Origin of the sequence: Lentisphaera marina, from assembly GCF_028745505.1 — a bacterium.
Taxonomy (GTDB): domain Bacteria; phylum Verrucomicrobiota; class Lentisphaeria; order Lentisphaerales; family Lentisphaeraceae; genus Lentisphaera; species Lentisphaera marina.
On sequence record NZ_JAQZZL010000002.1, the window covers coordinates 1,064,625 to 1,080,334 of the forward strand.

At 39.5% G+C, this 15,710-nt stretch carries 11 protein-coding genes and 1 tRNA gene; 5 read left to right on the forward strand and 7 right to left on the reverse strand.

The genetic code is table 11. The annotated features are described in order from the left end of the window. Window positions 1-7 precede the first annotated feature (7 nt). The 5 genes from PQO01_RS15270 to PQO01_RS15290 all read left to right on the forward strand — a co-directional run bounded on the left by PQO01_RS15270 (window position 8) and on the right by PQO01_RS15290 (window position 5,755). Window positions 8-1,126, forward strand: a complete 1,119-nt coding sequence (locus PQO01_RS15270) for a DnaJ-like cysteine-rich domain-containing protein (protein WP_274314952.1) — start codon at window positions 8-10, stop codon at window positions 1,124-1,126. Further along, the gene (locus PQO01_RS15275; RefSeq protein WP_274314953.1) at window positions 1,123-2,100 is read left to right on the forward strand and encodes a hypothetical protein; all 978 of its coding nucleotides are present in this window, start codon (window positions 1,123-1,125) and stop codon (window positions 2,098-2,100) included. The genes PQO01_RS15270 and PQO01_RS15275 overlap by 4 nt, the downstream gene beginning before the upstream one ends. Next, the gene (locus PQO01_RS15280) at window positions 2,090-2,956 is read left to right on the forward strand and encodes an EI24 domain-containing protein (RefSeq protein WP_274314954.1); all 867 of its coding nucleotides are present in this window, start codon (window positions 2,090-2,092) and stop codon (window positions 2,954-2,956) included. The genes PQO01_RS15275 and PQO01_RS15280 overlap by 11 nt, the downstream gene beginning before the upstream one ends. A 48-nt stretch (window positions 2,957-3,004) precedes the next feature. Next, a complete protein-coding gene (locus PQO01_RS15285) occupies window positions 3,005-4,738 on the forward strand; it encodes a DUF3592 domain-containing protein (RefSeq protein WP_274314955.1) in 1,734 nt (577 codons plus the stop codon). Window positions 4,739-4,867: 129 nt separating this feature from the next. After that, the gene (locus PQO01_RS15290; protein WP_274314956.1) at window positions 4,868-5,755 is read left to right on the forward strand and encodes an alpha/beta hydrolase; all 888 of its coding nucleotides are present in this window, start codon (window positions 4,868-4,870) and stop codon (window positions 5,753-5,755) included. Between the two features lie 116 nt (window positions 5,756-5,871). Here PQO01_RS15290 and PQO01_RS15295 read toward each other — a convergent pair whose 3' ends face one another. The 7 genes from PQO01_RS15295 to PQO01_RS15325 form a co-directional block, all read right to left on the reverse strand. Continuing rightward, window positions 5,872-7,035: a Shedu anti-phage system protein SduA domain-containing protein gene (locus PQO01_RS15295; protein WP_274314957.1), complete on the reverse strand. Its 1,164-nt coding sequence runs from the start codon at window positions 7,033-7,035 to the stop codon at window positions 5,872-5,874. A 394-nt stretch (window positions 7,036-7,429) separates the two neighbouring features. Continuing rightward, window positions 7,430-10,129, reverse strand: coding sequence for a hsp70 family protein (locus PQO01_RS15300; RefSeq protein ID WP_274314958.1), 2,700 nt, complete (start codon window positions 10,127-10,129; stop codon window positions 7,430-7,432). 2 nt (window positions 10,130-10,131) lie between these two features. Then, window positions 10,132-11,898: an Hsp70 family protein gene (locus PQO01_RS15305; protein ID WP_274314959.1), complete on the reverse strand. Its 1,767-nt coding sequence runs from the start codon at window positions 11,896-11,898 to the stop codon at window positions 10,132-10,134. Window positions 11,899-12,088: 190 nt separating this feature from the next. After that, window positions 12,089-12,874 carry a LicD family protein gene (locus PQO01_RS15310; RefSeq protein ID WP_274314960.1) on the reverse strand — a complete coding sequence of 262 codons (786 nt, stop codon included), beginning with the start codon at window positions 12,872-12,874 and terminating at the stop codon, window positions 12,089-12,091. Next, complete coding sequence (locus PQO01_RS15315; RefSeq protein WP_274314961.1) at window positions 12,874-13,953, reverse strand: pyridoxal-phosphate-dependent aminotransferase family protein; 1,080 nt, start codon at window positions 13,951-13,953, stop codon at window positions 12,874-12,876. The genes PQO01_RS15310 and PQO01_RS15315 overlap by 1 nt, the downstream gene beginning before the upstream one ends. Then, the gene (locus PQO01_RS15320; RefSeq protein ID WP_337994465.1) at window positions 13,954-15,333 is read right to left on the reverse strand and encodes a Gfo/Idh/MocA family oxidoreductase; all 1,380 of its coding nucleotides are present in this window, start codon (window positions 15,331-15,333) and stop codon (window positions 13,954-13,956) included. A 286-nt stretch (window positions 15,334-15,619) separates the two neighbouring features. After that, window positions 15,620-15,701 (reverse strand) — tRNA-Leu (locus PQO01_RS15325). Between the last annotated feature and the right edge of the window lie 9 nt (window positions 15,702-15,710).

Here is a 15,710-nt window from a genome sequence, read left to right on the forward strand (position 1 = left end):
GAAATTTATGCGCCTACTCTTATTACTGATTTTTTCTTTTAGCTTATTCTCCCAAGAAAATGAAACTAGTCATTATCAAAATGCCCTAGCATTCAAATCATCTTGGGTACTCTACAGAAATGCCCCAGATAACTACGCATCCTATCGTGCCTTTTTAAAGAGTGCAACGGCCTTGGAGAATTCAGAATTAAAAGCAGGGGCTTACGCCTATGCTACTTTGGGCGCTTACCTGCAAGGTAAAGTGGAATACGGAACTAAAATCCATGTTCTACTTAATGAATTGGGTCAGGAAATAGGTGATGTTAAATGGATGGACTTCTGTAATGTAGAACAATTTGGCGATGAATGTTCAGTTTGTGAAGGCTCAGCTAAGAATGATCGCCCCTGTAAAAAGTGTAATGGCACCAAAACTTGTCGCAATGCTGAGTGCCGCAAGGGACAAATTATTACCCTAGAGAAAATTGATCAAAAGTTTGAAGAAGTGAGCACCGATTGTCCCGTTTGTGAGGCCACAGGTTTTTGTCAAACTTGTAATGGTAGTGGCGTCTACAAAATACCTTGTAATATTTGTCGTAGTTTTGGCTACTTACTCAATAAAGTTAAGGTACGTGAACAATTTAAAAATGGCTTAGAATCCATGAATAGCTTAGTCGAAGCAAATTTAATGGAAGGCTTTTCCCAAGATCAATTGGCCTTAGGCAAAATCAAGCGTGGAGATCGCTGGTATACGGCTGCAGAAATAGCAAAAATGGATTCAGCGGCTCAGATGAAGTTGGATCGAAGCAATCAGGTTCAGCGTCGCCGCGAAGAACTCAAGCGTACTGAGGAACTTCGTGCTAAAATGGATGAAAAATTCAGAGCACTTGCTAATGACTCAATTTTAGAACCCGAAAAGTCCATCCGAGTGATAGAAAGTGATTTCTCCAATGAGCTCGACCCAAAGAAAAAGCAACTTTTAAATATTTACCTCAAACAAGCAGAGCTTGTCATTAAATCTCAAGAAGCTGAGAATAAAGGTCTGGAATTAGAGGCAATTAAATGGTTGCAAGAAGCGCAAAAATTACGTCATCATGATAGCCTGAAAGAGAAGGTCAAGGAATTAAAGTTGGGGAGTTTAGGACTATGAAGAATTTATCGACGCTCAACTTTTATATTAGAAATATAAAAATCCTTAGCTTCTTAGTATTCTTAAGTGGGCTGTTTTTATCAGCTTTAGAAATTGCCGATTATTTAAGTAAACTTAAAGTGAGTTCTTATGCGCCCAGCCATAGCCTGGGCAATGAAAGTGAGAAACTTCACCAAGAACTCAAGCGAGTAAAAACGAATCTCAGTGGACTCATGTTGCAGTTCGGTGAACAAGAAGTGGCTTATAGAAAAGAGCAACTCTACAAATCATATAGAGATGAAGCCGAGTTGGAGGATTTAATTGGTGAACTGGGTTTAATTGATGCAGATTTAATTGAGTATAAATCACTTCTAATTTCAACTCTTAATAAAGACATTGATGAAATGATAAAGCGTATTAATGGCGTTATCCAAGCTTATCAGCAAGAAGGCTTAATTGAAGTCAAAGAAGAAAAGGCAGCCGTAAAAGATTTTGAGCCTGTTTATGGTCCTAAAGCTTTAGAGAATTTACCTCTCATGCAAAATAAGTTAGATGAAACTTACACTTATATGGAAGAACTCGGCGCCCAAATGGATAAAAAAGAAAACCGTGATTTAGTTGATTCCTACTTGAGTAAATTAATGGTGTTAAAGAACTTTGTAGGCTCACATAAAAAGAAATTAGACGTCAAAGAAGATGAGATTAAAATCAAAGTGCTCCAAGTTCGTGACGACCTCACACAAATCCGCAATGACTTGCGTTTGAATTTGACCAGCCATTGGGCAATAGAAGAGCAAATCGAAAAAGTAAGAGAGATTGCGAGCCTCGAACTCAATAATGCCGAACAATCACAGAAAGTGCTTAAGAATTTGAGCTTTCGTTACTTAAAAGGGGTGCTACTGTTGCTCGTTTTTAGTTTCATGCTTCCCTTTGCTATGATGCTAGGAGCGGATTACATGAGATTAAAAATTGGAGATAGCTCGAATGGAGCCTAGTGGGCAAGCCCAAGATCAGCAACAAAAAGAATTAATTTTATCTGCTCTAAGCAGAGTGATAGCAAAAGAAAATAGTTTGAGTCTACTGAAAGGAGGATTAAAATTATTTTCCCGGGATAAACAATTATTTGCGAAGTACGCATTTGGTGTGACCATTTGTTTGTTTGCTTCAGTCTCGCTTTGTGTACTCTTTTATTTTATCTTCCAAGCCTTTGGACGTGAACCTTTAGAAGCAATGGTCCAAGGCAATATCAATTGGCCCAATTGGCTTTCGTGGCTCAGTACACCAGAGCAGTGGATTCGCGACTTTGGTGGTTTGATCATTTTAGCCATTAGCTATCTCATTATTGTATACCTTTCCGTTCGTTTAGCGTTCCTCTTTATGATTTATTGGACAGATGAAATGATTGCCTCAGTTATGAAAATCAGTCGAAACCGTCCCAATACACCCTTTAGTGTACGTTGGTTACTGCGTTTACTTAAAACGGGCTTACGCCTCACACTTCGAACTCTGGGGGTGACTCTCTTGTTTTTCTGCTTGAGCTGGATTCCCTTTATTGGATACCCCATTTTCCTCTTGGGTGTAGCTTGGAGTTCGGGTAAAGATATTATGGCTACAGTGGTGATGGTGTATGCTGAAGAAGAAATAGAAATTCCCAACTTATGCCAAATGCCCTTTAAAGACTCAGCTCGCTTAGGGTGGCTATTTTGCGTGGTGTATTCGGTTCCTCTGATCGGTATTTTATTTATGCCCTTATTGTATATTTTACAGGTCTGCGCATTTACCTTTGCAGTGGAATGCGAAATGCGCAACTTGTTGGGCGTCAATGAACAAGGGAATAAACTTATCTCATAATTGCTGTATAGTAAGCCTATTGTATAAAACTAAGTTTAGGAGGACTTTGTGAGTAAAAGCAAAAGTAATATTTTCGGATCTATTTTCTTAGCCATTTTTGGATTACCCTTCTTTGCTGCGGGAATATTTGTTATTGGACTCGCTTTGAAACCAGTATATCAAAACCATCAAGCGAAAGAGTGGTTAGAAACACCTGCTACTTTGACTCAATTAAAATTAGATGGTCGTGGTGATTCTGTAAAAGTTGTGGCGGAATACCGTTATGTATTTAAAGGCAAAGAATACACAGGCGATACAGTTGGCTTCAATATGACAACGGGAAATGTCTCTAAGTATCATCAGAACTTATATGCAAAGCTCAACAAAGCTTTAGACGAAGGTAGAACAGTGCCTTCTTATGTAAATCCAAGTAATCCTCAAGAAGCCGTTTTAGATCGTAAAAATCGCACTCGTATGCTTCTTTTTATGATTCCATTTGGCTCCGTATTTGCTCTAATTGGTGGAGGCATAATGTTTGCAGGCCTCTTTTCTAGTAAAGCTCGTAAAAAAGAAAAGTTATTGGAAGAACAAGCACCTGATGAACCATGGAAATGGAATAAGGATTGGCAAGATTCAGTCATTTTAGCCAAGACTTCAACAGGAGTGTGGGGCTTATTTGCAGTCGCAGTTTTTGTAAACCTTTTTATGATGCCTTTTTGGATGGGGATTTTAAATTCAGACAAAAAAGTGCCAATCTTTGCCTATGGAATTGTGGGTCTCTTTCAATTAATTGCCTTTGGCTTAATTGGGACCTTTATCTATCACTTCATAAGAAGTAAAAAGTATGGCAAAGTGAGTTTCCATATGGAGACCTTTCCCGGTGTAATAGGGGGGCAATGTAAAGGAGTAATTAAAGTTCCTGTGGAAGTTCAAACTTTGGATGGCTTTAAGCTTACCCTCAAAAACATTCACAAATACCGAACTGGTTCAGGGAAAAATTCGACGACACATAGGGATGTTCTTTGGGAAGATAGCAAAACTATCAAAGCTAAACATAATAGCGGTAGCAACTTCAGTACCAATATTGAAGTTGAATTCGATATCCCAAGTGGTGGCAAAATCTCACAATCAACTGGTGATAGTAAGTACTGGGAATTAACTGCCATTGCTGAGACACCTGGAGTTGATTTTAAAGAAGAATTCTTGGTTCCTGTTTTTGTTACCGAAGATTCACAAAATAAGCCCATAGAAATCTTTGAAGAAAAGAAACTAGCTGAATCAAATTATGATTTGGAAGCCGCCTTACCCACTTACAAAATCTATATGCAAGAAATGAGTAAAGGTCTACTGATTACCGTGCCTAGAATGCGCAGAATCAGCACCTCATTACTTACTTTTATCTTCACCTGCGGTATCGGCACGGGCATGGGCTTCGCTATCTACAATAAAGAGTACTTTGTCACTTTTGTCGTTGGTATATTTTTTCTTATCACATTAGCCTTTTTCTACTCAGCAACATTCATTAAAAGAGAATTCGCCCTCAAGGGAGAAAACTTGATTGTTAAACAAACTCACCCCCTGGGAACAAAGATTGTTGAATGCCAAAGAGATGATGCCAAGTTTGATATCAGTTGGAGTGCAAAAACTAATGATAAACCAACGTCTTGGGTGCTTAGCTTAAAATCTAATGGCAAAAAGATCACTCTTGTCAGCAACTGTAAAGATAAAGAGCTACTCATTGCTTTAAAGCACAAGCTTCTAAATCACGGTAAAGCACCGGGAACGGTAGATAGCTCAGCATAGTTTTTCATCTTATAAAATCTTAAAACCTCCTTATCTAAAGCCATTTAATAAGGCCTTCAAATAGACCTAATGTCACTTTTTTGTTAATGACATGTTCTTTTGACTATAGATTAATTTTAAGGTGGTTTTATGTACTTATTTCGTTCAGTATTATTTTTTTTATTATGTAACACTTTAATATCGGCAAAGCAGCCCGAGGGAAGAGCTCCCGCTAAAGAAATAAAAGTCCCCGATTCAATCAATTACACAGTACACAATTATCGCAAAGAAAAGGTACTTCGAGCCAATCAGATAGGCCTAGCTTACCTAAAAGACAGAAAGCAAGAAAAGCTCCCCGTTGTAATCTTCATTCATGGGGGTGGCTGGTCAAAAGGCGATAAGGATCAAATGGCGTACCTTGCGCTGAATTACGCTAAAGCGGGCTTTGTCGGAGTGACGATTTCTTATCGCTTGTTATCAGAAGCTCACTACCCAGCGCAGGTTCAAGATGCCAAAGAAGCCCTACGTTTTATTAAAAGTCTAGCTAAAGATCATCCCATAGATATTAATCGCATAGGTGTATGCGGTTATAGTGCAGGGGCACATCTAGCACTGTTAATAGCTTTGTCTGAGGGGGAAGCTTGGTACGATTCAGGTAAGTATGGCTCTTTTGATTCACGAGTGCGTTGCGCCGTTGGTATTTCGAGCCCAATCGACTTTAATACAAGAATTAAAGAGCAAAAAGGCAAGTTAAAAATCCTTACGGACGAACAACAGAAAGATAGCACTTTAGTTCATAAGTGTTCACCCTTAAATTTCATGTCTAAGGATCAAGTCCCCATCCTTTTATTTCATGGTGATAAAGATGCCTTAGTTCCCGCCTATCATTACAAAAACTTTGCTAAGAAAGCAAAATCTCTGGGGATTAACAATTTAGAACTAAATATTAATCCACAAGGTGATCATACTTACTTTTTTCGTGAGAGTAAAAAACTTCAGCCAATTATGATGAACTTCTTTAAAAAACAACTTATGTGAATATTATAACTATACCCGTCTTGTAAGATTAATGAGAATAAGGGACAGCTTTTTAAAATTACCTGCCTCCATTAACCCAGTCATTATTCCTTCAGATAGTGGCATAGATGCAAAAATCATGGGAGTTGGATAAATGTAGGCTGCTTTAATTTGTCTGGTTGATACATACCCTTTGAATCTTTAAACATAAAATGTTGACTTTCAAATCGTATCGCTTTGTCATCATTTTCGATAAGTTTTTTACATTTTAAGAAATAGTTCAATTTACTCTCATATTGAGTGATCTCACCCCAAAATGCATAGGTTTTTAAAGTGAAAACTGCACCTTGACTACCATCAAGTTTTGCTCCGACGGCAAATTGGTCATTGTCATAATTAAAATTAAACTGATATTTGGATATTCTTAGGTCTTGAATGTGGTTGTCCACATCTAATGACATGAAAAACCCATCCTCATCATTACAGAATTCTAATTTTAGATAAAAAAATTCATCTGTTTTTACCGCAGATTGTAAATAATTAATTTTTCCAGATGAGTCTTTAAAAATAAGTGATACTGAGCCATCTTCATATTCGAAAGTTAAGCTGTCACCGGATTGGGATTTAGCCTCAGAGATTACGTTTTTTCCATGGTTTTGTATACTATCTAAAGAGATAACGTAAGTAGCAGTTAAACCTCTTTTACCTACAGGCGTATTGGCGGACTCGTGGTACTTATTTAAAAGCATGTTCATTAGTGTATCAAAGTAAACAATTTGAGTAGGTGTTTTATATTCAGATAATAATTTCTCAACTTCATAAGTTTTATTTTCACTTTCAAGGCCAGCTATAAGAATAACATCAACATCTGAGATTTTTTCTAAAGAAAATAGACCCTTAAGATAATCTCTTGCTGATTCACGTTCTTTTATGGTTTGAGAATATTCAGTAGCTTGGGATCTGAAGCTTGATACTGCTGCAGTGAATTTACATCTATTTCCATCTTTCCTTGCAGTTGTACTTTGTTTTATAAAAGGCGTTTTGAGTTCAACTATCGTCAAAGTGGATGAGTGTTTTTTATGAGCTATAAAATCTGGTTCAGGAGTGAAATCCCTTTCTTTATCATAAGGTAAACAATATTCTGAACTTTTTTCGAATGATTTAGGGTTATACAGATTTAAGACGCTGAAAATAATTGAATGTCGCTCAAATAATTCTTGATAGTACTTTTCTAGATTTATTTTGTTGACCAATAAATAATGAAGGCTATAAATTGCTGACCATAATTCGTTATTATTCATATTTACTCACCTCATGTTTTTGTAGTATGTTAAAAAAGTTTATAATCATATCATCATCTAAAAATATATGAAGTGAAATAATTACATGAGTTCATCATCTCTGTATATCAGTATTTCTGTATGAGGCTTATGTGGGGGCGTGGGAATAGGTGTAGATAAGGGGTAGGTTATTTGAGAATGCCCCTGTGTTACAAGGAATATGGAACTGGGACTTAGGGTGATTTTGAATGAATATTATAAGCGAACGCTCTTCACCGTTTACTAATACCAAATTTCCGGTTCATTTTAACGCTAATGTTAACGGGAAGACTCGTACCTATAGAGAAAACGACAAAGCTAGAGGCTCATATGAGTCTCCTGTTATAAAATGATTCGTAGTTGAAGCCTAATTAACTTAACTATCGCTATGAAGCTTTAAACCTATTGGAATACTATCGCCTAGGACAATGCTTTGGTCTTCGACTTTTTCTTCTATCACTTCTAAGATGGCTTGAGAAAAATGTTTTGGAGCTTGATTCTTTTTGAGAAAGTTAATAGCTGCTTGACGATTTTTTTCTGCCACATCAAGAGCTGGATTACCCGTTAAACTCATAATACGACTCAAACAAAGAAAATGCATATTCGTTAATTTCTTAGCGTTAGTCTGCATAATGAGTGTAGCTAAAGAAGTAATGCTTTTCGCAGGTAGAATAAGGTCGAGTGGAGCATAAATGGGGCGACGTGCCGCCATGCGAGCAATCATCCAGAGTTCAACTTCATCCAAGCGCGTTGCTCGTTCGTTAAACTCACCGAGGATTTTACGACGAAATTTTATCGGGCTTAATTCTAAGGCACCTAGGCAACGTTTAATCTCGCGATTGAGTTGAGCGTTGGTATTCTTTTTAGAGGTGAGTTCAGTGGCCAGTTTATGTGCCATTTGCTCTTGGCGACCACGACTGAGGGCGCCTGCACAGCGACGCCATAGCGTCCACCATTCACATTGGCTCTGTAAGTCGTTTTGATTTTGCACACCTTTGAACCAAGAGGGCCATAGCTTATTAACGCGAAATTGATCGTGAGAATCACCGAATCCAGGTCGCATCATAAAACCTAAAATATTGTAGAAGCGAGCTTCTGTCAGCGCTTTTTTTCGTATTTCATCCAAGTCAAGCTCAAGAAGTAGATCAGCTAAACGTCGGCATAAGACGAGGGACCATTGCTTTCTTGCTAATTCCAAGTCAGCTTCGATTTGATTCATCAAAGATTTTAATAGTTTTGCATCAGCACTCGAGAAGGCTTTTTTGATTGATTCACTAGCTTTGGCGAGTAAGTCTTCATTAACAGTGACAGTCTCTTGACTTTCTTCTTTCGTTTCTTGTTCATGAAGCTGACGTAAATCAAAGCGCAGCTGCCATTTGTGATCTGTATCAATAGCTTCTAACCAGACTTCTAAAGAGTTACTCTCATTGACAGAGGCTTTAATTTTTACGCGAATATCTTGCACTTTTTTACCATGTGAAATGGAGGTGCTAAGTGGAGATAGAACCGAGATGTCATCGACATCACTATCGAGTAAATCTCCAGCTTTATCTTGGAGTCGTGTTTCTGAACTATAAAGGGGAAAACTGACAATTGAATTTGTTTTTAGGGTGAAGATTTTGTCACAGCTCTGAATGCTATGTTCTTCAGTATCACGTGGCATGATACAGATGAATTTATGATCATCTTCACTCGCTATTTGTAGGAAGTAGGAGCGCGCAATGCCTCCCTTAACTTGCGTGCCTAAGCCACTTTTACTCAGGCCATATGAGCTGGCACCATGGGCGACAGCTATATCGAGACCTTTTGAGTTTAATATATTGATGCTTTGTCCTGACCAAGCATTGAGTTGTGCAACAATTCGCTCACGGAAACTTAGTGGAATCATCGTCCCACCATTGAATAAAATATGCTCGGGGAACTTTATGGATTCTTCACCGCTAATTTGGGCATCTTTTCTTAGGAAGGAGAGTAGGTGAGTCGTTATAGATGGGTCGCGTTCATAGGGGAGGTCTAAAGTCCTTAAACCGACTTTGCGGTCGGGCTCTTCTGCGTCGAGCGCAATTTCAGGAAAGAAACCTTGGTGGATGATGTCTATGATTTCACTTCTTTGAAATTTAATGAGCGACATGCCTTTGAGTAGCGAGCTCCCACCCGAGTGTACGGACAAGTTGATCTCATTGAGTTCATTATTGCTTAGGACTTTTTCTTTGGCACGACGAGCTTCTTGAATTAAAGAACTCATTTCCCTATGATTAAATTTTCGATTCGCGCGTTTTTGTGCTTCAAAAGCAATAGTTCTATCAATGTTGTCGCCACCCAAAAGCAAATGGGGGCCAACGGTATTTCTGCGCAGTGACTCATCGGCACTGACTTCAATCATCGAGAAGTCACTCGTACCGCCACCAATATCAACAATGAGGACACGTTCACCCTTTTTGAGGCTTTCTTGCCAATTTTGATTGACCTGTAACCAAGAATAAAAGGCTGCCAGAGGTTCTTCTAGTAAGGTGACTTTTTTGAAGCCTGCTTCAAAAGCAGCTTTCAAACTCAATTCGCGCGCGACCTCATCAAAGGATGCGGGCACAGTGATAACTAAATCTTGTTCCTCAAGTAAGCAGGGCGAACCTTCTTTATCTTTCAGTTGACCGAATTGCTGATTCCAAGCTTCTCGCAAATGCTGAAGATAAAAAGAGGAAGCGGCGAGGGGGCTAATTTTCTCTTCTTCGTCAATGCCCCACGGTAAAATGGCTTGCTCGCGATCAACGGCTTTGTGGACTAGCCATGATTTCGCCGAATGAATAAAGCGGTCTGCTTTAGCTCCGCCAAAGCGACGTGCGTATTCACCGCAGACAAACTTCGGCTTTTTATTCCAAGCTAAAGCTAATTGACTCTGCTCATTTTCTTCACAGCGGTAGAGAAAGCTCGGCAAGTTATATTGCTGATGCTTCTCGCCGTAGGCGGTTACTTGTTCAATTTCAAAGAGCTGAGGCTCAGAGGACTTCTCTAAATCTACATAGGAGAGGGCACAATTGGTTGTGCCCAGGTCAATACCTACAATAAAGCGACTAGTCATTTCTATTGCTGATTTCCTTCATCACTTAAATCAAATTCCAAGCGCCATTTTTGTTCATTAGCTTTGGCTTCACCCCAAATTTGTATGGTGCCAATCTCGGTGAAAATAGCTTTCATGTTAATGGGAATTAGGCGAGGAGACTCATCGTCTTCGAGGTTTAAATTTTTGTGAAGTGCAGGTAACTCATCTAAGACTAAGTCCGCATCTTGGACAATGCTGCCCAATTCATATTCACTACGTGAATTCGTACAGAAAAAGCGGAACTGACTATCTTCACCTACTAGTAGAGCTAGGTCATCGATGGGGATATCAAAACTCGTGCCATCTTCAGCACCTTGAGGAATAACACAGATAGCATCAACTGGCGGAGCAAAGCCAGGCATTGCAGGCATAGATGATTCTAAGCCTACGTAGTAAGATAAGGCTGAACCCGCTTTGATACGGATAGAGTTTCCTTGACGAACAAAAGCATACCAAGCCGCCCCCTTGGCAACTGCGAGGTCGGGGTTCGAATCCGCTAAAACATCAATCTCTTCGCCACTCCAGGAGGAAATGATTGAGCTGACGCGCTGACGTAGTTGTTTGGCTTTTGTTACACCACCATTGAAAAGCACTGTTTTGGGCATCTTGTTATTATTTTTGAGAAATTCGGCTAAGTGACGAGAAATAGCTGCATCACTTTCAAAATTGAGGCCAAAAGAACGTAGGCCAGAGCGTTGTTGACGTTGGGCTTCATCACTCAAATCACATTCAGGTAAAAAGGCTTGGATAATAAATTGATCGACTTCTTCTTGGGTGAGTTCTGCTTTTAAACTGCCTCCAATGAGGCTTGAGCCCGTACCCAAAACAGTGATATCAATCTTTTCTAGACTCTCTTCACCGAGTATGCGTTCTTTGGCTTGACGACATTGGTGAACAAGTGAACTAAATTGGCGTGGGTTGAGGCGCTTGCCTAATTTTTGCTGCATAGCGTAAGCTAGGGTGAAGTCCATATTATCACCACCAAGGAGTAAGTGATTACCCACGGCCAAACGCTGCAATTCCATATTGCCATCTTTATTATCGACGCCAATGAGCGAGAAGTCAGTCGTACCACCACCAATATCGACAACGAGTACCGATGAATCCGCACTTACTTTTTCACGCCAATTACTTTCGTTTTCTTTAATCCATGAATAGAAGGCCGCTTGTGGTTCTTCTAAGAGGTTTGGAAAAATACCGCAAGCTTCGGCAGCCATGACTGTGAGCTCTCTGGCTAAGGCATTGAAAGAGGCAGGTACCGTAAGTACAACTTCTTGCTTATCGATGTACTCTTCGGGGCCACTAGCGACTTGGCTATTCCACGCATTCTTCAAGTGCTTGAGGTAAGAAGTCATTGCCTCGAGAGGGGAAATCTTTTTTTCTGCATCATCAATCGCAGGCAGGAAATCACTGGTGGGATCCTGTCCTGCACTGCAGAGCCAGGATTTTGCTGAGGAAATGACGCGGGAAGCCTGTTCACTGGCTACTTTGCGAGCGTAGGAACCGACGCAATAAGAGTTGTCTTCTTGACCATCAAAGTCAAACTTGCCCGAGTTAATGCTGTTTTCATCGGGTAAATAAAGGAATGAAGGTAAAGAATCGAGTGCTTCTATTTCGCCAGGAGCAATAATTTGGCGAATTTTTAAAATTTTAATACTTTTGTCAGGGTCTTGGGTATCTACATAGGCCAAAGCTGAGTTGGTTGTACCCAAGTCAATGCCAATCATATAGCGTTTTGTTTCAGACATTTTTATATCTCCGTATAGTTTTGCGATTTTCGCAAAAAGTAAATTCATATGGAAGATTTTAATGCCTCTAAATTCTAAGGCAAGTTACGCTATGATTTGAGCAAAAAAAAAGAGGCCTAAAAGTAGATTTAGGGCACTCTTTAAAAGTTGAAAATGGGAAGATTGAAAAGTTTTTACAAATGTGAAACTTTTAGGGCAATTCTCCATTACTCAAAGTGATGCTATGGGCATGGATCTTGCGTTGGTTTTCGGGCGGTAATTGCCTGTAGTCAAAACTGTATATCGCATCTAAATAATGACTTGGATTCTTGGGGACGGGGAAGTTTATGCCTTCGAAGGATAAAGTTCCAAGTGGGAAAACTTCTGCTAAATCAAAGTAAGCAGCGACGTCAGGCATTTCTCCGCCATAGATAACTACTGTATTTGATTGCTTCCAAGACAAGTGCTTTTGTTTTAAAGCCTTGACGAGTTCAGCTCTTTCTTTAGGTTTATCCAAACCATTGGGCGTATGTAAGCTAATGGAGGAAAGCTCTCTTATTTGTTTCAGGCTTTCTTTATAGAAGTCTAAGTTCTCTTCAGTCTTATCCATGTTTAACATCGGGAAAATATCGACAAAGACACCTTGGTGATAATTGACTGATTGATCCTTTTCGTGAAACTCAACTATGCTGGCTTGGTTTGATCGCAGTTTTATGTAATCAAATTTAAAATCGGGGTCTCTTTGCGAAGCCTGCAAATAAATTTTGTCCGACAGTTCGTTCGCTCCAATCTCCAAAAACTTTAAGTAGTCTTCTAGGGGCATAGAAATATCGATGTCATCGTCCCAAGGGATAAAACCTTGGTGACGAACCGCCCCCAATAAAGTTCCTGAGTCTAACCAGTACTGTAGAGCATGTTGCTTACAGACGGCATCAAACTCAATAAGCATATCGAGCATGATTAATTGAGCTTTACGAAGTAAATCGGCTTTAATCATTAAGGCGCTTTAACTCCATAATAATCGAGCAGAGCATTAATGAGTATGTCGGTGTATTCCTTGCTCATTTCACCCATGTGAGATACGCGGAAAATTAAGTCGCGTTCAGCACCGCCATTGGGGCAAACCATGACTTTATACTTTTCTTCCAAGTCATTAACTATATCCATAGCAGATTTACCGTCAGTGGGTGTTAGGGTAGTCATAGCGTTAGGCATGTAGGGTGAATACTCTTTAAGAGGTAGCGATTTTATGCTAGCCCTAAAGTAATCAGCAACTTCTTTGGCTTTAGCAATACTTTGGCTTATACCACCACGCCTATTAATTTGTTCGAGTCTTGCTTGAAGCTGTAACATGATGGTCACGGCAGGAGTGTAGGGTGTTTGACCTCGCTCGCCGTTTTTTAGGTAATCTTTGAAATTGAAATATAGCGAAGGAATATCTTGTAATCGCTCAATCGCTCGCGGTGATAAAATGACCATGGTAAGTCCAGGAGGAAGAGCCAAGCCCTTTTGTGAGCTAGCGATCACTAGGTCGATGTTCGACGCTTGCATATCTAGGTGGTCAGTCACTAGCATAGAAATAGCATCAACAATGTAGAGCAAATCATTCTTTTTGGCGTAAGCACCCATGGCGTCGAGGTCATAGAGGTGACCAACAGAGGTTTCATGAGCGTTGACAATTAAAGTCGAGAAATTTTCTTTAGGTGCCAAGTTTTCAATATCACTCAAATTAGTGTTTTTAACTTTAAAATCAGCATGAGGCACGCCGTGCGTTGCACATATATTCACAAAACGTGATCCAAAACCACCACCATTGACGACAAGAGCATTATCATTTTTAGTGAGTAGGTTCATCACTGCAGCTTCCATACCCGCCGTACCTGAGGCAGTTAGAAAGACAAGTTTTGAACCTTCGGGGGCATTAAGCATTTTAATGAGCTCTCTTTCACAATAAAAACTAACATCTGAAAAAGCACTATTACGAAAGTAAGGACATTGCTTGGCACCAATCTCTAATATTTCTTCAGACATTTTTACCGGTCCCGGTGTAAAAATGGCATAATCTTCGTAAATCATTTAAGCCTTTCCTAATTCTTTTAATTTTCTCTCGTTGTATTCTAAAAGCACGCGGTTAATACCAATCATATCCTTTGGCGAGAGCATTTTTGATTTGCGTTCATCGCGTTGAATCAAGGAAATGAATTCTGCGATCATGTAACGTAAGCCACAGCCATTAAATTCGTATTTGTATGTTTGGCTCTTGTGATCTTCCTCGTGATTAACTCGAAATTCTTTTGTGAGCCACCAAGGAGAAGGGATGTAAACATAACCATCGGTTCCCGAAATGACCGCATCACCTTCGGATTGAATCCCAGTAGCAACATTAGAGATGCCGATAGCGCCACCAATATGTTTACTAATGATCAGATTAGATACATCATAAGCTTCAGTACCTTGGTCAAAAAAAGTAATATCTTTACTTTTACCTAAGATTTTATTAACCAGTAGTGATGGGTAAGAAGAGAGTATATTGGTAGCTCCTTGAGCCATAAAAGTATCTGGGTAACTTTTATCTTTGAATAAGGAAGTCCTAGTTGCTCTAACTTCCTTGATTTCTCCAATTAAACCACCCTCGAGTTCACTTAAAAGTTGATTGAAAGCTGGGAGAAAGGCTGTTCTCAAGGCGGACAAAAGCAGGAGTTTTCTTTCTTTAGCTAAGTTTAAGAGTTCCCTAAGCTCGCTTTTGTGTAGGGCGAGGGGGTTTTCGCAGAGGACGTGCTTGTCGGCTAAAAGAGCCCTTTTAATTAATGGGTAATGTTCTTCTAAAGCTGTGTCGATGTAAACCGCTGAAATACTAGAATCTAAAAACTCTTCATATTTATCATGGCCATACTCAATACCGTTATTTTCATTAATAACTTGCTTTAAGTCGGAGACATCAGGTGAGTAAATGCGATTGATTTTTAAGTTGGGGATATGCTTAGCTTCATCAATGAAGGCTTTAGTTTCACGACCCAATCCAACGATACCCAATTTGATAATATCAAAGTTATCTTTTCTTAGTAGGGTGCTGGAAATACCCTCTGTACGGGTCAAATAAACAACTTGAGTAAATTCGTTGAGGTAATCAAAAGTGCCTTCCCAGTCATCGCCGATGGCAAAAATATCAATACCATACTTGACCATGTCTTCAGCTTTTTGTTTCTTGTGTGTTTCGAGGATGACTTTGTCTACGAAGTCTAAGGCTTCGATTATCTGCATGCGCTTCTCAGTGCTTTCGATCACATTTAATTTGCCACGCGAGCGGTCGTAGTTTTCATCTGTAACACCAACGATGAGTTCATCGCCAAGTGCTTTAGCTCGCTTTAATAATCTGAGATGACCTTCATGAAACATGTCGAAGGTGCCGTATGTAATGATTTTCTTTGTGGTACTGATAATATATCCCGTGTCTATATTTAAATTTCATACAATGATTTATAATACAGATCTCATAATTCTCGGTACAATAAAGCTATTGAGTTTTGGTAAGCTTAATACTAGCAGTTTTACTAAAATTTTGTAGACTTCAAAAATAGATTCAAGACCATTAGTGACTTATTTGTAGCACTCAGACGGATTTACGCGATAGGGATCTATTGAATTAACATATTTAAACACAATTCGTTTAGTAGATAATCGAAATCTTGAGTCTAGTGGACAAAAAAAGAGCCGCAAAATAAAATTTTGCGGCTCTTTCAAGTACTCGGAGTGGGAGTCGAACCCACACGGATTTCTCCACACGGCCCTCAACCGTGCGCGTCTGCCAATTCCGCCACCCGAGCGCATAACAG